The organism is Streptococcus equinus (assembly GCF_049393735.1).
Classification (GTDB): domain Bacteria; phylum Bacillota; class Bacilli; order Lactobacillales; family Streptococcaceae; genus Streptococcus; species Streptococcus equinus_G.
In genome coordinates, this window is record NZ_CP185946.1 from 620,523 (window position 1) to 641,460 (window position 20,938).

The window sequence follows — 20,938 nt, forward strand, 5'->3', positions numbered from 1 at the left end:
TATGACAGGAGCAAGTGGATTAAAAGATTTGATTGCCTGCAATACCCGTATTAGTTCAATTATTAATGATAATTTATCTTATGCAGGTTACAATATTTCAGAATTAATGGACAACGATGCTAGCTTCGAAGAAGTCATTTACCTTCTTTGGAATCTGCATTTGCCAAATAAAACAGAGCTTGATGATTTTGTAAAATTGCTACGCGATAATTACGAAATCAGCGACGCTGTCGTGCAATGTATTATGATTCAATCACGTAATCATTTGCATCCGATGAGTGTACTTCGTTCAACGGTTAGTCTTCTTGGGGTTTACAATATCAATGCTGAAGACAATTCAGAAGAAGCAACTTATGAGCAATCAATTCAACTGATGGCTAAAATGCCAACAATCATTGCAGCTTTTGCACGACTTCGTAAAGGAAAAACGCCGGTTGAGCCTCGCAAAGATTTAGGATTTGCAGCAAATTTCCTTTATATGCTGAATGGAGAAGAACCGACAGAGTTACAAATTAAAGCTCTTAATCGTGCTTTGGTTCTACATGCTGACCACGAATTAAATGCCTCAACATTTGCAGCGCGTGTGTGTGCCTCAACTTTGGCTGATATTTATTCTTGTGTGACGACAGCGATTGGTACCCTAAAAGGACCTCTTCATGGTGGTGCTAATGAACGTGTCTTTGACATGCTTACAGAAATCCGTGAAATGGGTGATACCAAAGCTTATTTGAAAGAAAAGTTGGATTCACAAGAAAAGATTATGGGCTTTGGTCACCGTGTTTATAAAACACAAGACCCTCGTGAAAAATACCTTCGTGAAATGGCAAAAGCTTTGACAGAAGGTACAGAAAACGAAGTTTGGTACAAACTATCACGTGAAATCGAAGACTACATGAAACATACCAAAGGTCTTATTCCAAACGTTGATTTTTATTCAGCGACGGTTTACCATGTGCTTGGTATTGATAGTTCAATCTTTACCCTTATCTTTGCGATGAGTCGTGTATCAGGTTGGATTGCCCATATCCAAGAGCAACAAAAACACAACAAGCTTATTCGACCTCGTTCACGCTACAAAGGTGAACTTGGTTTGAAGTATGTTCCACTTGATGAACGTTAAAAGATTAGGAAAGGAAAATGAATTATGGCAGATAAAATCACTTTAGAAAATGGTCATTTGGCTGTTTCTAATCATCCGATTATCCCCTTCATCGAAGGTGATGGTGTAGGTCGTGATATTTGGAAAAATGCACGTGTGGTATTTGATGCAGCGGTTGAAAAAGCTTATCAAGGTGAGAAAAAAGTTGCGTGGCATGAACTTTTAGCTGGTAAAAAAGCGCATGAAGCGACTGGCGAATGGTTGCCTAAAGAAACACTTGATACTATTAAGGAAGATTTGATTGCTATCAAAGGACCTCTTGAAACACCAGTTGGTGGTGGTATTCGCTCGCTTAATGTAACACTTCGCCAAGAATTAGATTTATATGCATGTGTTCGTCCAGTTCGTTATTTTAAAGGGATTGAAAGTCCGCTTAAAGAACCTGAGAAGACAAGTATCACCATTTTCCGTGAAAATACTGAAGACATTTACGCCGGTATCGAATGGGAAGCTGGCACAGCAGAAGTGAAAAAAGTTATTGAGTTCTTGCAAAATGAAATGTCTGTTAAAAAGATTCGTTTTCCTGAAACAAGTAGTATTGGTATCAAACCAATTTCAAAAGAGGGCAGCGAACGTCTTATTCGTTCAGCTATCGAGTATGCTTTGACAAATGATTTGACTCATGTGACAATTGTTCATAAGGGAAATATTCAAAAATTCACAGAAGGTGGTTTCCGCAAATGGGGTTATGAACTTGCTGAACGTGAATACGCTGATGAATTGGCAAATGGAAAATTAATTATCAATGATATTATCGCAGATAATTTCCTTCAACAAATTCTGCTTAATCCTGAAAAATTTGACGTTGTTGCTTTGACAAACTTAAATGGAGATTATGCTAGTGATGCGCTCGCTGCTCAAGTTGGAGGTATCGGTATCTCGCCAGGTGCTAATATCAACTATGTCACTGGTCATGCGATTTTCGAAGCGACTCACGGAACAGCTCCTGATATCGCTGGTAAGGACATTGCAAATCCATGTTCAGTTCTTTTGTCAGGTTGTATGTTGTTTGACTATATCGGTTGGACAGAAGTTGCTTCGCTGATTACAAAAGCTATTGAAACAACTTTTGCTAAGGGGCAATTTACTGCTGATTTGGCACAAGGAGGACAAGCTTATTCAACAAGTGATTTTGCAGCAAAACTAATTGAAAATATGTAAAAGCTAGCCTAGAACAAGTCTTGTTCTAGGTTTTTTGCTATAATAAAAATAGTTTTTACTTTTAGAGGTTGGAGTTTTATGGGTTATTCAGTAACGGATATCATATTCCTTTTTTTTATTTACTCATTTGTTGGCTGGCTCTGGGAGACAGTTTATTGTTCAATCAGGGATAAAAAATTTGCCTACCGCGGTTTTTTAGCAGGACCATATTGTCCTGTTTATGGATTTGCGGTAACTACGGTGCTTATTGCAACGCAACCGTTTCATGGAAATCTTTTGGCCCTGTTCATTAGTGGCATGCTCGTTGCGACACTTTTTGAGTTTATTGCCGGCTGGTTTTTAGAATACTTTTTTCACATGAAACTTTGGAATTATAGTCACTTATGGGGAAATATCAGAGGTTGGATTGCTCCGAAAATTTCTTTATTCTGGGGCTTTAGTATTCTTATCTTGGTAAAATGGGTTCAGCCAGTTGTCATGTCAATCATTGAGCGGTTAAATGTCTGGTTTGCACTTGGGATTGTCAGTATTATGACGGCTGACTTGATTTGGACTGTCATGGATACCGTAAAATTCCAACAAGCAGCAGCAACGTTTGAAAACTATGTTCGTGCTGAGCAAGCAAAAATGCTAAAATCCGTCAGGGAAGAATTCAATGATTGGGCAAAGCAAAAAGAAGTGTTTGGCAAGCGTTTGGAAAATCTACGTTTGCACTTAAATGAAAATTTAAAAATCAAAGGTGTTCAACCTTTCCGATTCAACCAACGTCGTATGCTTAGAAACTATAGCCAATTTAGTTTGACTACAGCTCCGTTCTTCAATGAAATTCGAAAACAAACAAAAGCATTGAAAAAGAAAAGAGCTGAAAAGGAAAAATATTAATAATTAAAAGCCTGAAATCAAAGCATTTCAGGTTTGTTTTATTTCAAAAATAATATTACCCTAAAAAGTTTAAGCTCGTTTGCTAATTTATTTTGCTGAAAAACAAAAAATTTCCAGACTGAAAGTGTTGATTTTCCTTGTTTTTTCAAAAATGAAAGCATATACAGAGTGTGAAACTATTGAAATAAAAAAGGGTTTATGCTATAATTATGGCTTGTAAGGGTTATCATAAGATAATCCGAAAAAACACAAATAAAAGGAGAACCATAATATGGCTTCAAAAGATTTTCACATTGTTGCAGAAACAGGTATTCACGCACGTCCAGCTACTTTGCTTGTTCAAACAGCTAGCAAATTTGCTTCAGACATCACTCTTGACTACAAAGGTAAAGCAGTAAACCTTAAATCAATCATGGGTGTTATGAGCCTTGGTGTTGGTCAAGGTGCTGACGTTACTATCTCAGCTGAAGGTGCTGACGCTGATGACGCACTTGCAGCAATCGAAGAAACAATGACAAAAGAAGGATTGGCTTAAGAAAATGACAGAAATGCTTAAAGGAATTGCCGCATCTGATGGTGTTGCTGTTGCTAAAGCGTATCTACTCGTTCAACCTGATTTGTCATTTGAAACTGTTACAGTTGAAGATACAAGTGCAGAGGAAGCTCGCCTAGATGCCGCATTGAAAGCATCTCAAGACGAGCTTTCTATTATACGTGAAAAAGCAGTAGAAACACTTGGCGAAGAAGCAGCTGCCGTATTTGACGCACACTTGATGGTTCTTTCTGATCCAGAAATGATCAGCCAAATAAAAGAAACTATTCGTGCAAAACAAGTTAACGCAGAAGCAGGACTTAAAGAAGTGACTGACATGTTCATCACTATCTTTGAAGGAATGGAAGACAACCCATACATGCAAGAACGTGCCGCAGATATCCGCGACGTTGCTAAACGTGTATTGGCTCACCTTATCGGTGCTAAACTTCCAAACCCTGCAACAATTGATGAAGAATCAATCGTTATTGCACACGATTTGACACCTTCTGATACTGCCCAATTGAACAAACAATTTGTTAAAGCCTTTGTTACTAACATTGGTGGACGTACAAGTCACTCAGCTATCATGGCTCGTACTCTTGAAATTGCCGCTGTTCTTGGTACAAATGATATCACTAGCCGTGTTAAAGACGGCGATATCGTTGCTGTAAATGGTATCACAGGTGATGTTATCATCAACCCAACAGATGAAGAAATTGCTGAATTTAAAGCTGCTGGTGAAGCATATGCTAAACAAAAAGCTGAATGGGCTCTTCTTAAAGACGCTGAAACAGTGACAGCAGATGGTAAACACTTCGAATTAGCAGCTAACATCGGAACACCTAAAGACGTTGAAGGTGTAAACGCTAATGGTGCTGAAGCAGTTGGTCTTTACCGTACAGAATTCTTGTACATGGATTCACAAGATTTCCCAACTGAAGATGAACAATATGAAGCATACAAAGCAGTTCTTGAAGGCATGAACGGTAAACCAGTTGTCGTTCGTACAATGGATATCGGTGGAGACAAAGAACTTCCATACTTTGATCTTCCAAACGAAATGAACCCATTCCTTGGATTCCGTGCACTTCGTATTTCTATCTCAGAAACAGGAAATGCAATGTTCCGTACACAAATCCGTGCACTTCTTCGTGCATCTGTACACGGACAACTTCGTATCATGTTCCCAATGGTTGCACTTCTTAAAGAATTCCGTGCTGCTAAAGCAATCTTTGATGAAGAAAAAGCTAACCTTAAAGCTGAAGGCGTTGCCGTTTCAGATGATATCCAAGTTGGTATCATGATTGAAATCCCAGCTGCAGCTATGCTTGCTGACCAATTTGCGAAAGAAGTTGACTTCTTCTCAATCGGAACAAACGACCTTATCCAATACACAATGGCTGCTGACCGTATGAACGAACAAGTTTCATACCTTTACCAACCATATAACCCATCAATCCTTCGTTTGATTAACAACGTTATCAAAGCAGCTCACGCTGAAGGTAAATGGGCTGGTATGTGTGGTGAAATGGCTGGTGACCAAAAAGCTGTTCCACTTCTTGTCGGAATGGGACTTGACGAGTTCTCTATGTCAGCTACATCAATTCTTCGTACTCGTAGCTTGATGAAGAAACTTGACACAGCTAAAATGCAAGAATACGCTAACCGTGCTCTTACAGAATGTTCAACAATGGAAGAAGTTCTTGAACTTAGCAAAGAATACGTTAACGTTGACTAATAGCATATAAAGAATCTGAGAGTTATCTCAGATTCTTTTTTATAAATGTTATAAAAGTGTTAAAAATTTGAGTTAGAGTTGACTTTAAAAGGTATTATTTTTTGAGATTCTATTTTTATTACTGATAATGTTTATTCAGTTTATTTATAATTATGAAGATTTGAAGGAACAAAGTATTTGTCAAAATTTTCAGAATTTTTTCGTGTTAAAATATTGAAAAAAGATAAAAAAGTGATAAAATGGAATTATCACATTTAAAGGAGATATCACTTGACTAAACAGTATAAAAATTACGTCAACGGTGAGTGGAAACTTTCTAAAGAAGAAATTAAAATTTACGCTCCCGCAACTGGTGAAGAGCTTGGTTCTGTCCCTGCAATGAGCCAAGAAGAGGTTGATTACGTTTATGCTTCTGCGAAAGCAGCTCAAAAAGCATGGCGTGCACTTTCATATGTAGAACGTGCAGAATATCTTCACAAAGCAGCAGATATTTTGATGCGTGATGCTGAAAAAATCGGTGCTGTACTTTCAAAAGAAATTGCGAAAGGTTACAAATCAGCTGTAGGAGAAGTTATCCGTACTGCTGAAATCATCAACTATGCTGCTGAAGAGGGCGTTCGTCTCGAAGGTGAAGTTCTTGAAGGTGGAAGCTTTGATGCAGCAAGCAAGAAAAAAATCGCTATTGTTCGTCGCGAACCAGTAGGTTTGGTACTTGCAATCTCACCATTTAACTATCCAATTAACCTTGCAGGTTCTAAGATTGCTCCTGCCCTTATCTCAGGGAACGTTGTTGCCCTTAAACCACCTACGCAAGGTTCTATCTCAGGTCTTCTTTTGGCTGAAGCATTTGCTGAAGCTGGACTTCCTGCAGGTGTATTTAACACAATCACTGGACGTGGTTCAGTAATCGGTGACTACATTGTAGAACATGAAGCAGTTAACTACATCAACTTTACAGGTTCAACTCCAGTTGGTGAACACATTGGTCACTTGGCTGGTATGCGCCCAATCATGCTTGAACTTGGTGGTAAAGACTCAGCTATCATCCTTGAAGATGCTGATCTTGACTTGGCTGCTAAAAACATCGTAGCTGGTGCTTACGGTTATTCAGGTCAACGTTGTACTGCCGTGAAACGTGTTCTTGTTATGGATAGCATTGCTGATAAATTGGTTGAAAAAGTTTCTGCTCTTGTCAAAAACTTGACTGTTGGTATGCCAGAAGACAACGCCGACATTACACCGCTTATCGATACAAAAGCTGCTGACTATGTTGAAGGTCTTATCAAAGACGCTCAAGATAAGGGTGCAACAGAAGTTATCTCATTCAAACGTGAAGGTAACCTTATCAGCCCAGTATTGTTTGATAATGTAACAACTGATATGCGTTTGGCTTGGGAAGAACCATTTGGTCCAGTCCTTCCATTTATTCGTGTAAACTCAGTTGAAGAAGCAATCGAAATTTCAAACAAATCTGAATACGGTCTTCAAGCTTCTGTATTTACAAACAACTTCCCATTGGCATTCAAGATTGCTGAACAACTTGAAGTGGGTACTGTTCACATTAACAACAAAACTCAACGTGGTACAGATAACTTCCCATTCCTTGGTGCTAAGAAATCTGGTGCTGGAACACAAGGTGTGAAATACTCTATCGAAGCTATGACAACTGTTAAATCTACAGTGTTTGACATTGCCAAATAATAGATTATAAACAAAAGGTTAGAACTTTGTTCTAACCTTTTTTGCTTTTGAAAAATCGTGGTTTATTGAATTTTTAGAAAATATTTCTATTTTCTAATATTTTTACGTTTTTGATTATGAAAACGTATACTTTTTTGGTAGAATGGAAGTAACCATAAAATAGGAGGTAGAAAATGGTAACACGTAATCAATTTTCAACGTCAGAAATGCGAAAAAGTAGCCCGTATTTCTCTCCATTAAAAACGATTGTCGAAACTGCATTTTATGAAAATCAGGTTCATACAATAAAAACTCTAGAAGAAGCTTATCAATTAGCATCAGTAGCTGCGGGAACTGTTGTTTTGGACATGCCAGTTATTCACACTAAGGAGCTTGGCTTGCCTTCTTATGCCCGAGTACTATTAACAAATTCTGGTGCTATAGTTGGGCGTACAGCAAAAGCTCGTCGTATTTATGGTCAGGATGACGAAGAAGATGAGCGATTGTTATCGATTGTTAGAAGTGCTATTTATCAAGCACACCGTCGCCAATTTTACAAAGCGGACGCTATTGTAGGCTTGGATGAAAAATTTATGGTTCGAGCACATTTGATGGTGCCGGAAGAAGAAATCAATAATCTCTATTCTTGGTTGTTAAATTTCCAAATTTTGGACGAAGAATTTAAAAATCGTTTGAAAGTGTCTAAAACATACGAAGAAGACGATATTTTTGTTTTCTTCAATCCTAGATGGTCTCACCCAGATTATCCAGATGGTCTTGTTTACTTTGATACTAACCATAACTGTGTCGCCATTTTAGGACTAAATTATTTTGGTGAATTGAAAAAAGCAACGCTGACACTTGCCTGGGGTACAGCGGCACGTAATGGATATGTATCATGTCACGGTGGTTTGAAGATTTTCCAAGGTAAGGATAATCGAAATGACTTTGTTGCCTCATTCTTTGGACTTTCAGGTTCTGGAAAATCAACACTTACACACGCTAAGCACAATGGAAAATACGACATCAAGGTTCTACATGATGATGCTTTCGTTATTTCTGAAAAGGACGGCTCATCCATTGCACTTGAGCCATCATATTTTGACAAGACAAATGATTACCCAACAGGTCACCCAGAACAAAATTTCTTTGTGACGGTACAAAACTGTGGTGTGACTTTGGATGAAAATGGTCGCAAAAAATTGATGACTGAAGACATTCGCAATGGAAACGGTCGTACAGTAAAATCACGCTTTGCGACACCAAATCGTGTTGACCATATTGAAGAACCAATCAATGCAATCTTTTGGATTATGAAGGATGACTCTCTACCTCCATTGATCAAGGTAAATGACCCGCTTATGGCAGCGACAATGGGTTGTACTTTGATGACAAAACGTTCAAGTGCTGAAAATATCGAAGGAAATAAACAAACACTTGTTATTGAACCGTTTGCTAATCCATTTAGGGTATATCCATTGGTTGAAGATTATCAAAAATTCCGTTCGCTATTTGAAGGTGATGTTGATTGTTATATTATCAATACAGGAAATTATATGGGCAAAAGTATTCCAAAAGAAGTTACTCTTGGAATCATCGAAAAAATTGTTGATGGTGATACTGAATTTAAAGATTTCGGTACAATCGAAGGTTTTGAATACTTAGAATTACCAGATTATCCTGTTCATGAATTTGATAATAAATACAAACAACTGATTCGTTCTCGCATGCAGTTCCGTTTGAATTATCTATTGTCATTTAACCAAAATAATCCAAAACTTGCTTTGCCAGTTGAAGCTATTTCACGTTTGGAAAAAGTCATTAATAATTTGAAATAAATTTTCTAATCCTTGAGAGAAGTCTCAAGGATTTTTTGTGCTTTCGAGCAAGGTATAGACTTTGTTTATATATACTTATAACAATAAAAAATATCATAAGATATAGAATTTTCAGAAAATATATTGAATTTATTTTTTGTTTGTGCTTTAATGTGTTTTATATTGGTTGAACCAATATGCAAAACATTTTTTGGAGGTTTATTTATGGGTAAAAAAGAACGTTTCTCGTTGAGAAAGTACAAGGTTGGATTGGTTTCTGTGTTGATTGGAGCAGTCTTCTTAGCTGGGCATGTAGCAGCTGATGAGGTTAATTCTGTGGCACAGCTTGATCAGTTGGCGACAGAGCAGGTTGTTCAGGTAGTTGATGGGAGTCAGTCGGTAAGTGAAAATCAAGCCGAGCTTGCTACAGAACAAACATCAGAAGTTTCGTCCCAGACTGTTAATCAAGATGATGTCGCTTTGTCTGACAATCAAGAAGCAAGTCTTCCTACAGAAAATGAAGTGACTGACAATACTCAAGATAAAATCAGTACTGCCAGCAATCAAACACTAGAAGCGACAATACAGCAAGACGAAAGTCAGGAAAAACAATCAGAAACCCCACAAAGTATTGATACTGATGAGCAAATCAAAGTTCCAGAGGTTTGGGAGAGCGGCTATAAGGGCCAAGGAACTGTTGTAGCAATCATTGATTCTGGTTTGGATGTCGATCACGATGTTTTGCACATTACTGATCCATCAAAAGCCAAATACAAGAGTCAAGAGGAAATGGATGCGGCTAAAGCTGCGGCAGGCATTTCTTACGGAAAATGGTTTAATGACAAAGTTATTTTCGGATATAATTACGTTGATGGGAATACTAACTTGAAAGAGGGAATCGAAGATTCTCACGGCATGCACGTTACAGGTATCGCAACAGGTAACCCAAGTCAAAAAGCTGGAGATGAGTATATCTATGGTGTGGCTCCAGAAGCTCAAGTTATTTTCTTGCGAGTCTTTTCAGATTTGAAAAATACAACTGGTCCCGCATTGTACGTTAGAGCAATTGAAGATGCGGTTAAACTTGGCGCTGACTCTATTAATTTAAGCCTAGGTAGTGCCACAGGTTCAACAGCAAATATCGAAGAGAGTTTGCTTGAGGCTATTGAAGCAGCTCAACGAGCAGGTGTAACGGTTGTTATTTCTGCAGGAAACGATGGCGCATTTGGTGATAATCAAAAACCGTTTGCTGAAAATATTGATTATGGCTTAGTTGGAAATCCTTCAACAGCAAAAGGCGCTATTTCTGTCGCATCTTACAATAGCGACTACACTAGAGGTCAAGCAATTACATTTGTCGGAATGGAAGAAGATGCTGACTTAAATCATGGAAGATGCCCATTTTCTGATCCAAATAAAAGTGACAAGAAATTTGAAATTGGCAAAGATTATGATTATGTCTACGTTGGTACAGGTACAACAGAAGAAGTTCAGGGAGTCGATTTAACAGGTAAGATTGCCCTTATTAAGCGTGGTGGCTTAACATTTTCTGAAAAAATTGCAAACGCAATAGCTCAGGGTGCTGAAGGTGTCGTTATTTTTAACAACGACCCTCAAGGAGCAAACATCAGTATGTCCCTTGATGATACAGCGGTTGCTATTCCAGCTGTATTTATTCCGTATAAATTTGGTAATGCTCTTGCAAACAGTAGTTACAAAATTCGTTTCAATGGTAATCTTGAAAAATTCGATAATATCGAAGCTGGGCGTTTTTCAAGCTTCAGTAGCTGGGGATTGACAAGTGATGGTGAGTTAAAACCTGATGTTTCAGCACCAGGAGGAAGTATTTACTCATCATTTAATGATGGCCAATACGGTTTGATGAGCGGGACAAGTATGGCAGCTCCTCACGTAGCGGGCGTTGTTGCTTTGGTTAAACAATACCTTAAAGAAAAATATCCAGAAAAATCAGATGCCGAATTAGCTTATTTGGTGAAAGCCTTGATTATGAGTAATGCTAAGGCGCATTATGATGAACAAGCAGGTGAATTTAGTTCGCCACGCCAACAAGGAGCAGGGCTAGTTGATACAGCATCAGCTATTAGTTCTGGTTTATATCTGACAGGTGATGATGGTTACGGCAGTATCACTCTAGGAAATGTTGGAGATACTTTTAGTTTTGATGTAACTATTCATAATATTAGCGATCAAGATAAGACATTGACCTATGAAACAAATCTACAAACGGATACTGTTGAGAATGGAAGGATTACTTTATCGCCAAGACACTTGGCAAATATCGCTGGTAAAACGATTACTGTGAAGGCTAACAGTTCTGAGAAAGTAACGATTGCTGTTGATGCAGGTCAATTTGCTAATCTACTAACAAAAGAAATGCCAAATGGTTATTATCTTGAGGGATTTGTTCGCTTCTTGGATTCAGTTGATTTTGCTGAAGTTGTTAGTCTTCCATTTGTTGGATTTAGAGGTGATTTCCAAAATCTTGCTGTTGTTGAAGATCCTGTTTACAAATTAGTGGCTGACGGTAAAGAAGGATTTTATCTAGAAATTGATGGTGATCATATTGTCTCTGGTTCTGATGATACGACAGCTTTGCTGACAAATTCGACTGATAGTTCAAGACCAATCGTTCTCGGTACTTATGCCAACAATGCTGGAGATTTTGTGTTGCATGTGGATGAAAATGGCACAACACGACTTGCTATTTCACCAAATAATGACGGCAAGCAAGATTTCGTAGCATTTAAAGGTGTCTTTTTAAGAAATTACACTGATGCTAGTGCTGCGGTGTATGCAGCAGATGATGTCAATTTTGAGCATCCTTTATGGCAAAGTGAGACTTTTTCTGGAGTCAAGAATTATAAGAGTGAAAGAGGTTCAACAGCTCTTTCATCAACGATTTGGTATGGTGATAATCTAGACGGTAAGGACTTGTCAGACGGTTCATATAAGTATGTCTTGACTTATTATCCAACTGTTATCGGTGCACAAGCTCAGCATTTAGCATTTGATATTATTGTCGATCGTAAAAATCCAGTTATCACAACTGCAACTTACGATGAAGCTAGCCAAAAATTTAATCCTAGAAAAGCTTTAGATGATGGTTCAGGCGTTTTACGTGGACGTGTTTATTATATTGATGACCATTATACTCCTGTCTATCTTGAACAAAATTCAGATGGCTCGTTTACTTTGCCACTTGATGTTGCTTCGTTAGAAGATTTTTACTATGTTGTAGAAGATTTTGCTGGCAATACGGCATCGGCTAAAGTTAGTGATTTGGTCAATGTCGGAAATGAAAGTGGACGCGTTACAATCAACCTTCTTGATGGTCAGACAAATGTTGCAAGTTATGTTGATTATACGTTTATTGTCAAAGACCATGATGGTAATGTTGTCACTGATTTGAAGTATTATGGCAATGATTTATCTACAGTTGCTTTGCCATTTGGTGATTATACTGTAGAACTTGCACTTTATGATACAGATGCTGCCGAATTAGCTGGTCCAACTAGCCAAGTTCTTAATCTTTCAGATGCAGATAGTTACAAAACAGTGAATTTCTATGTTCATATGCGTAATCAGGCAGCTTTGGTGCTTGATTTTGATAAAGAACTTCCAAAAGGGACAGAAGTGTCTATTTCAAATAAAAATGGTAAAATAACTACCATTCCAGCAGCAAGATATGCTAAGAAAGATTATGGTAAAAATGTGTATGTCGGTGATTATACTCTAGAGTTGCCACTTCCGGTTGGTTACGAACTTTACGAAGATCCACATTTCACAGTTGTTTATGGAAAACAAAATCACATTGCCTTTAGTATTATTGACAAAACAGCATTGATTGCGGCGACACAAGCAACAAATGGTATTGAAAATGATGCACGTTATTACAATGCTTCGTTAGAAAAACTTCTAGCTTATCGAGATGCTTTGAGAAGTGCGCAAGCTATTTTGTCAGGAAAATATTCACAAGAAGAAGTTGATGCAGCACTTCAGTATTTGCAAGAAGCGATTGAAGCCTTGGACGGTAAAACGACAGACTTTAAGGCATTGACTGAAGAAGATAGTCAGTTTCAAGCAGAACAAGAAGACCCAGCTTATTACAATGCTGGAGTCGAAGCACGTACCACTTATGACACTCAGCACCGTAAAGCGAACTTAGTGCTTGCAAAAGGTTCAGTAACCCAAGAAGAAGTTGATGCAACATTGAAAAATTTGAAATCTGCGCGTGAAGCTCTTGATGGAAAGGCAACAGATTTCCGAGCTCTTTCAAATCTTTCAGCCAAATCAAAAGTTTTGAAAGTCACATCTGCTAAATACCAAAATGCAAATGCGCAAGCAAAAGCAACTTATAATCAAGCTTTAGCTGATGCACAAGCTGTTTTGAGTAACTCAGAAGCAACACAAGGTGAGGTTGATGCTGCTTTAGTTAACTTAAAAGAGGCTGAGGATGCTCTAGACGGAAAAGAAAGTCAAACAACATCAACTCAAGCTGAGTTAAAAAATCTCATTCCTAAAGAAGTTATTAAGAGTGAAACACCACCAAAACTTACAAGAACTCAAGGTGCTACTGAGAAAGGAGGAGAGGTAGTAGCCCTAGGGGTAAATAAAAGAGGTTCAGTAGGAAAAACTTCTTTACCTCTTAATAAAACCAAAGATACTACTTGCCTTCCAACGACATCTAGTCAATCAGAACCATTCTTAGTTTCATTAGGATTTGTAATCTTAGCAGGTGCTTCCTTTATCTGGGAAAAACGAAAACATAAACAAGAATAAAAAAATAATGCATAGCCTAGATGGTTATGCATTTTTGAATATTATTTTTTCAAATGAAGTTCTTGTTTTTTAAGATAAACTTCTGAGACATCAGCGAATTTTTTAAGTTTTTTCAAGTCTTCTTTGTGGCTGACAAATGTGATAACAACACCAGACTTGCCCATGCGCCCTGTTCGTCCAGCACGGTGTGTGTACGTTTCTTTATCACGAGCAACTTCAAAATTGATGACGTATTCAAGGTTATCAATATCGATACCGCGAGCTACCAAGTCAGTTCCTAAAAGTAGTGAAATATCATGATTTTTGAATTTCTCAAGGATGACTTTACGGAATTTTACATTGATATCTGAGGCTAAAGAAACTGCAGACGCGCGGTTGAACTGCAGACGTTCTTCCGCAGCGCCAAGGTCTGAAAGGCTATTGAAGAAGACAAGACCACGAAAATCAGGGATGTTTGCAAATTTACGAAGCAATTCCACGCGGTCACGTTTGTCAACAGAAATGTAGTAGTGAGCAATGTGGTCGAGTTTTTGACCAGAAAGATCGATGGTAATTGTATTTTCAGCTAAAACGTCAGAATCAACTTTATCTGTTGCACTCATGTAAATCATTTGATGGTCACGTGGGACACGATGAATGATATTTTCAACAAAATGATATTGAGAGTCACTTAATAGCTCATCAAATTCATCTAAGATGATAGTGTCAACATTCATCATTTTGATTTTTTTGAGTTTGACAAGTTCAAAGACACGCCCTGGTGTTCCGATTAAAATTTCAGGACCTTTTTTCAAACGTTCGATTTGGCGTTTTTGGCTAGAACCTGAAATGAAAAGTTGTGTTGAGAGATTTAAAGGCTCAGCCCATGTTTTGGTAACGTCAAAGATTTGTCCAGCTAACTCTGTGTTTGGTGCCAAAATGAGCAATTGTTGAGATTTTTTAGGTTTTAATTTTAGCAAAGCTGGGAATAAGTAGGCTAACGTTTTACCTGTACCCGTTGGGCTAATACCAAGAAGATTATCTCCTTGTGAAATTGGTTCAAAGACTTGTTTTTGAATGTCAGTCAGTTCAGCAAATCCAGCTTCTTTTAGTTGGTTTTGCCATACTTGTGGAAATTGTGAAATCATAGTTTTCCTTTTCTTTGTATAAGTTCTTTATCCCATTATAACATATAAAAAGTAAACTTTTTTCAATTTAAAGACAAGTAAGGGATTACAATATTTGAAAAATTTAAAAAAAGTAGTAGAATAGATAGGAACTATTTTTTATTTGGAGTAATAAATGCGTAAAAAACCTATTATTATTGGTGTTACTGGTGGATCTGGTGGCGGAAAAACCAGCGTTTCTAAAGCAATTTTGGCTAACTTCCAAGACCAAAAAATTGCAATGATTCAACATGATTCTTATTATAAAGATCAAAGTCATTTGACTTTTGAAGAACGTGCCACAACTAACTATGACCACCCACTTGCTTTTGATACTGATTTGATGATTGAACACATCAACGAATTGATTGCAGGTCGTCCAGTTGATATTCCAATTTATGACTACACATTACACACACGTAGTGATAAAACATACCGTCAAGAACCTCAAGATGTTATTATCGTTGAAGGTATCATGGTTCTTGAAGACAAACGTCTTCGTGACTTGATGGATATCAAACTTTTTGTTGACACTGATGATGATATTCGTATTATCCGTCGTATTAAACGTGATATGGAAGAACGTGGACGCAGCCTTGACAGTGTTATCGAACAATACACTTCAGTGGTTAAACCAATGTTCCACCAATTTATCGAACCAACAAAACGTTATGCTGACATCATCATTCCTGAAGGTGCTTCAAACATTGTCGCTATCGACCTTATCAACACTAAGATTGCAGCGATTTTGAAAGATAACGAAGAATAAGAGAGGGCTGGGAAAACCAGCTCTTTTACTTTATGTGGATATTTTCAGAAAATTTATTTTATTTTGATTATTCTGTTGACTTTTAATTGATAAAGGAGTATTATGTAAAAAACGAAAAACATCGAAGGGAAAAAAGTCAATGACATTCACAACAATGACAGTCTTGCTATTGCGTGATGAGGGCTAGTGCATAAAAGCATTAGTCCTGTTTGGCTTACCAAGCGGGATGAAAACATCTCGCTTAACCGTGAGATGTTTTTATTTTTATCTTAATGTTTTTGCTAGAATTAGAAAGAGGTTACTATGCGTAAAGTTGAATTTCTTGATACCACTCTTCGTGACGGTGAACAGACCCCAGGCGTGAATTTTTCTGTGAAAGAAAAAGTTGCTATTGCAAAGCAACTTGAAAAATGGGGAATTGCATCTATTGAAGCAGGTTTTCCAGCAGCAAGTCCAGATTCATTTGAAGCAGTTCGTCAAATTTCAGAAGCTATGACAACAACTGCTGTGTCTGGCTTAGCACGTTCTGTCAAGTCAGATATTGATGCGTGTTATGAAGCATTGAAAGATGCCAAATACCCACAATGTCATGTCTTCATTGCTACAAGTCCGATTCACCGTGAATACAAATTAAAAAAGACAAAAGAAGAAATTCTTGATATCATCAAAGAGCATGTAACTTATGCGCGTAGTAAATTTGATGTGGTTGAATTTTCGCCAGAAGATGCTACACGTACTGAACTTGATTATCTGCTTGAAGTTGTCCAAACAGCAGTTGATGCTGGAGCTACTTACATCAACATTCCTGATACTGTTGGCTTTACGACACCTGAAGAGTTCGGTAATATTTTTAAATACCTTATTGAAAATGTAACATCTGACCACGAGATTATTTTCAGTCCGCACTGCCATGATGACCTTGGTATGGCAACAGCTAATACGCTAGCAGCTATTAAAAATGGTGCTGGTCGTGTTGAAGGTACAGTAAATGGAATCGGAGAGCGAGCTGGTAATGTAGCACTCGAAGAAATTGCTGTGGCTCTTAACATTCGTGAAGATTATTATCAAGCGACCTCAGATATTGTCCTTAATGAAACAGTTAATACTTCAGAGTTGATTTCTCGCTTTTCTGGAATTTCAATTCCTAAAAATAAAGCAGTTGTTGGCGGCAATGCCTTCTCACATGAATCAGGGATTCACCAAGATGGCGTCCTTAAAAATCCACTTACATACGAAATTATTACGCCAGAACTTGTTGGTGTTAAGCACAATTCACTTCCTCTTGGTAAACTTTCAGGTCGCCACGCCTTTGTTGAAAAATTAAAAGAGTTGGAGCTTGCTTTTGAAGAAGCAGAAATCAAACCACTCTTTAGCAAATTCAAAAAATTGGCAGATAAGAAAACAGAAATCACTGATGCTGATATCAGAGCATTGGTTGCTGGTACAGAGATTGAAAATCCAGAAGGTTTCCATTTTGGAGATTTGAAGCTTACATCTAACGCTGATGAAACTGTGACTGCAGAAGTTAGCATGGTGAATGCTGATGGAGAAGAGGTTGAAGTTCTAGCTGATGGTAAAGGTTCTGTTGAAGCAGTCTACAATGCGGTTGATAAATTCTTTAATCAAAAAGTTCGTCTTCTCAGCTATACAATGGATGCTGTGACTGATGGCATTGATTCTCAAGCTCGCGTGTCTGTATCAGTTGAAAACAGTGATTCAGGTACGATTTTTAACGCTTCAGGTATTGATTTTGATGTATTAAAAGCAGGTGCGATTGCTTACGTGAACGCAAATGCGCTTGTTCAAAAAGAAAATGCGGGAGAAATTGGCAAAGCTGTTTCATTCCGTGATGTGCCAACAAATGACTAAGAAAGGAAGTCGTGTGAGAGCCTAATTGTTTTCACGCAAGGTATAAGGATGACTAAAAAAATTGTAACGTTAGCAGGAGACGGAATTGGTCCAGAGATTATGGCAGCAGGTCTTGAAGTTCTCGAAGCTGTCGCTAATAAAATTGGTTTTGATTATGATATTGATGCTAAACCTTTTGGTGGTGCGGGAATTGATGCTAGTGGGCATCCTCTGCCAAAAGACACTTTAGATGCCGCTAAATCTGCGGATGCTATTTTGCTAGCAGCAATCGGTGGACCAAAATATGACAATGCAACAGTTCGACCAGAACAAGGTCTTCTTGCTATCCGTAAAGAATTGAATCTTTTTGCCAATATTCGTCCTGTTCGAATTTTTGATGCGCTAAAACACTTGTCGCCATTAAAACCTGAACGCATTGAAGGTGTTGATTTTGTAGTGGTACGTGAATTGACAGGTGGCATTTACTTTGGTGAACACAAATTGGAAGATGAAGCTGCGCGTGATATCAATGATTATTCAGCGCAAGAAATCCGTCGTATCATCCGTAAAGCCTTTGAACTAGCCCAAGTCCGTGGCAAGAAAGTCACTAGCATCGATAAACAAAATGTCTTGGCAACGTCAAAATTATGGCGAAAAGTTGCTGAAGAAGTTGCTCTAGATTTTCCAGATGTGACTTTGGAGCATCAATTGGTTGATAGCGCAGCTATGATTATGATTACTAACCCAGCTCGTTTTGATGTTATTGTCACTGAGAACTTATTCGGTGATATTTTATCAGATGAGTCAAGTGTCCTTCCTGGTACGCTTGGGGTGATGCCATCAGCTAGCCATTCAGAAAATGGTCCAAGTCTTTACGAGCCAATCCATGGTTCTGCTCCAGATATTGCTGGAAAAGGGATTGCAAATCCTGTCAGTATGATTTTGTCTGTAGCGATGATGCTTCGTGAAAGTTTTGGAGAATTAGCTGGTGCTGAAATGATTGAAGAAGCAGTTGATAAGACTTTTAATCAAGGTATTTTGACACGAGATTTAGGAGGTCAGGCTACTACAGCTGAAATGACAGCAGCCATTATTGCAAATCTATGAGTATAAAACAGTATGTCGTCTTTGTTTTCATTTTATGGAATGTTTTTGTCTTTATCACATATGGTGTTGATAAGATTAGGGCTATCAAGGGAAAATGGCGAATTCCAGAGAAAACCTTATTATGGGAGAGCATCTTATTTGGTGGTTTAGGTGCTTTTCTGGGCGGTAGTTTCTTTCATCATAAAACCTTAAAATGGTATTTTAGAGCTTGTTGGTATCTTGGAATTATCATCAATGTTGTTTTTGCCTATTGGTGTTTCATGATGTGGAAATGATGACAAGGACAGTGGAGGAAAATATGAGCGGAAAATCGATTTTTGATAAGCTTTGGGAGCGTCATGTGATTACAGGTGAAGAAGGCGAACCTCAGCTTATGTATGTTGACCAGCATTATATTCATGAAGTGACAAGTCCACAAGCCTTTCAAGGACTTCGTGATGCAGGACGAAAGGTACGTCGACCTGGATTAACATTTGGTACAACAGATCATAATGTGCCGACAGTAGATATTTTTAACATTCGTGATTTAATTTCTAAAAATCAAATTGACACGCTTGCTAGAAATGTCGAAGAATTTGGTATTGATGCTGCAACGCATGGGACTGAGCGCCAAGGGATTGTTCATATGGTTGGTCCAGAAACAGGACGCAGTCAACCTGGAAAATTTATTGTCTGCGGGGACAGCCATACAGCAACCCACGGTGCTTTTGGAGCGATTGCTTTTGGTATCGGTACTTCAGAAGTAGAGCACGTGTTTGCGACACAATGTATCTGGCAAGTGAAACCTAAAAAAATGAAAGTTGAATTTGTCGGCAAGCCACAAAAAGGTGTTTATTCAAAAGACTTTATCCTTGCTTTGATTGCCAAATACGGTGTTGATGCTGGTGTTGGTTATGCGGTCGAATACTGCGGTGAAGCAATTGATGCTCTTTCAATGGATGAGCGTATGACCATTGCTAATATGTCTATCGAATTTGGAGCGAAAATGGGCTTGATGAACCCAGACCAAAAAACGTTTGATTATGTGAAAGGTCGTGAAGCAGCACCTAAAGGTGAGAAATTTGACCAAGCAGTAGAGGACTGGAAAACGTTGGCTTCTGACCCGGATGCTAAATACGACAAAGTCATCACTATCGATGTATCAGAACTGGCACCAATGGTGACTTGGGGAACCAACCCTGAAATGGGCGTTGAATTTGGTCAACCATTCCCAGAAATCAAAGACATGAATGATGAACGTGCTTATCACTACATGGACATTAAACCTGGTGATAAAGCTGAAGATATCGACCTTGGTTATGTCTTCATCGGTTCTTGTACCAATGCTCGATTGTCAGATCTTCAATTGGCAGCGAAGATTGTCAAAGGAAAACATATTTCACCAAAATTGACAGCAATTGTTGTTCCGGGCTCTCGTCCAGTTAAGAAAGAAGCAGAGCGTCTTGGACTTGATAAAATTTTTACGGACGCCGGTTTTGAGTGGCGTGAGCCTGGTTGCTCAATGTGTCTTGGTATGAATCCAGACCATGTGCCAGAAGGTGTTCACTGTGCCTCAACTAGTAATCGTAACTTTGAAGGTCGCCAAGGATTTGGAGCTCGTACCCACCTTTGTAGCCCAGCCATGGCAGCAGCGGCAGCAATTGCTGGAAAATTTGTAGATGTACGCCAAATACCAGAAATTCAGTAAAGGAGAGAAAAGATGGAAAAATTTACAGTTTACACCGGGAAATCTGTTCCTTTGATGAATGATAACATTGATACTGACCAGCTTATTCCAAAGCAATTTCTAAAAGCTGTTGACAAAAAGGGGTTTGGGAAAAATCTTCTATTTGAATGGCGTTATTTAAATGATAGCTATGATGAAAATCCAGAATTTATCTTTAATAAACCCGAGTACCGAGATGCTACTATCTTGATTTCAGGTGATAATTTTGGTTCAGGGTCTTCACGCGAACACGCTGCTTGGGCGCTGGAAGACTATGGTTTTCGTTGTGTGATTGCAGGTTCATTTTCAGATATTCATTACAACAATGAGTTGAAAAATGGGATGCTTCCAATTGTTCAGCCACTGGAAGTTCGTCAGAAACTAGCAGCACTTCCTGCAGGCGAAGAAATTACCATTGATTTGCCAAATCAAGTTATCAAATCTTCAGCTGGTGAATTTCCATTTGATATTGACGGTGAGTGGAAACGTAAGCTTGTTCTAGGTCTGGATGATATTGGCATCACACTTCAGTATGAGGACTTGATTTCAACTTACGAAAAAAATCGTCCAAGTTATTGGCAATAACAGATTG

15 protein-coding genes are annotated in these 20,938 nt (G+C 38.3%); 14 read left to right on the forward strand and 1 reads right to left on the reverse strand.

The window, feature by feature from the left end; all coding sequences use genetic code 11:
* Position 1 precedes the first annotated feature (1 nt).
* The 8 genes from ACNTMY_RS03185 (at position 2) to ACNTMY_RS03220 (ending at position 13,772) form a co-directional block, all read left to right on the forward strand.
* On the forward strand, positions 2-1,120 hold the full coding sequence (locus ACNTMY_RS03185; RefSeq protein ID WP_423216622.1) for a citrate synthase: 1,119 nt from the start codon (positions 2-4) through the stop codon (positions 1,118-1,120).
* Positions 1,121-1,144: 24 nt separating this feature from the next.
* Positions 1,145-2,320 (forward strand): NADP-dependent isocitrate dehydrogenase, encoded by a 1,176-nt coding sequence (gene icd / locus ACNTMY_RS03190; RefSeq protein WP_423216623.1) that lies wholly within the window; start codon positions 1,145-1,147, stop codon positions 2,318-2,320.
* A gap of 78 nt (positions 2,321-2,398) precedes the next feature.
* Positions 2,399-3,202 (forward strand): putative ABC transporter permease, encoded by an 804-nt coding sequence (locus tag ACNTMY_RS03195; protein WP_423216624.1) that lies wholly within the window; start codon positions 2,399-2,401, stop codon positions 3,200-3,202.
* Positions 3,203-3,473: 271 nt separating this feature from the next.
* On the forward strand, positions 3,474-3,737 hold the full coding sequence (locus ACNTMY_RS03200; RefSeq protein ID WP_003064009.1) for a phosphocarrier protein HPr: 264 nt from the start codon (positions 3,474-3,476) through the stop codon (positions 3,735-3,737).
* 4 nt (positions 3,738-3,741) lie between these two features.
* On the forward strand, positions 3,742-5,475 hold the full coding sequence (gene ptsP / locus ACNTMY_RS03205) for a phosphoenolpyruvate--protein phosphotransferase (RefSeq protein WP_423216625.1): 1,734 nt from the start codon (positions 3,742-3,744) through the stop codon (positions 5,473-5,475).
* Between the two features lie 270 nt (positions 5,476-5,745).
* Positions 5,746-7,176 (forward strand): NADP-dependent glyceraldehyde-3-phosphate dehydrogenase, encoded by a 1,431-nt coding sequence (locus tag ACNTMY_RS03210; RefSeq protein ID WP_423216626.1) that lies wholly within the window; start codon positions 5,746-5,748, stop codon positions 7,174-7,176.
* Positions 7,177-7,349: 173 nt separating this feature from the next.
* Positions 7,350-8,993, forward strand: a complete 1,644-nt coding sequence (locus ACNTMY_RS03215; RefSeq protein ID WP_423216627.1) for a phosphoenolpyruvate carboxykinase (ATP) — start codon at positions 7,350-7,352, stop codon at positions 8,991-8,993.
* 204 nt (positions 8,994-9,197) lie between these two features.
* On the forward strand, positions 9,198-13,772 hold the full coding sequence (locus ACNTMY_RS03220; protein WP_423216628.1) for a S8 family serine peptidase: 4,575 nt from the start codon (positions 9,198-9,200) through the stop codon (positions 13,770-13,772).
* 41 nt (positions 13,773-13,813) lie between these two features.
* On the opposite strand, the gene ACNTMY_RS03225 is transcribed toward ACNTMY_RS03220, so the two are convergent.
* Entirely contained in the window at positions 13,814-14,899 is a 1,086-nt protein-coding gene (locus tag ACNTMY_RS03225; RefSeq protein WP_423216629.1) for a DEAD/DEAH box helicase, read from the reverse strand.
* 154 nt (positions 14,900-15,053) lie between these two features.
* Here ACNTMY_RS03225 and udk point away from each other — a divergent pair, with 154 nt between their 5' ends.
* From udk to leuD, 6 genes are all read left to right on the forward strand, one after another.
* Complete coding sequence (gene udk / locus ACNTMY_RS03230; protein WP_134775067.1) at positions 15,054-15,686, forward strand: uridine kinase; 633 nt, start codon at positions 15,054-15,056, stop codon at positions 15,684-15,686.
* Between the two features lie 303 nt (positions 15,687-15,989).
* The gene (locus ACNTMY_RS03235) at positions 15,990-17,555 is read left to right on the forward strand and encodes a 2-isopropylmalate synthase (protein WP_423216630.1); all 1,566 of its coding nucleotides are present in this window, start codon (positions 15,990-15,992) and stop codon (positions 17,553-17,555) included.
* A 48-nt stretch (positions 17,556-17,603) separates the two neighbouring features.
* Positions 17,604-18,641: a 3-isopropylmalate dehydrogenase gene (leuB, locus tag ACNTMY_RS03240; protein WP_398575364.1), complete on the forward strand. Its 1,038-nt coding sequence runs from the start codon at positions 17,604-17,606 to the stop codon at positions 18,639-18,641.
* On the forward strand, positions 18,638-18,916 hold the full coding sequence (locus ACNTMY_RS03245) for a DUF1294 domain-containing protein (protein ID WP_074450907.1): 279 nt from the start codon (positions 18,638-18,640) through the stop codon (positions 18,914-18,916). The genes leuB and ACNTMY_RS03245 overlap by 4 nt, the downstream gene beginning before the upstream one ends.
* A 23-nt stretch (positions 18,917-18,939) precedes the next feature.
* The gene (gene leuC, locus ACNTMY_RS03250; protein ID WP_423216631.1) at positions 18,940-20,328 is read left to right on the forward strand and encodes a 3-isopropylmalate dehydratase large subunit; all 1,389 of its coding nucleotides are present in this window, start codon (positions 18,940-18,942) and stop codon (positions 20,326-20,328) included.
* Between the two features lie 12 nt (positions 20,329-20,340).
* Positions 20,341-20,931: a 3-isopropylmalate dehydratase small subunit gene (gene leuD / locus ACNTMY_RS03255; protein ID WP_423214480.1), complete on the forward strand. Its 591-nt coding sequence runs from the start codon at positions 20,341-20,343 to the stop codon at positions 20,929-20,931.
* Positions 20,932-20,938: the final 7 nt, after the last annotated feature.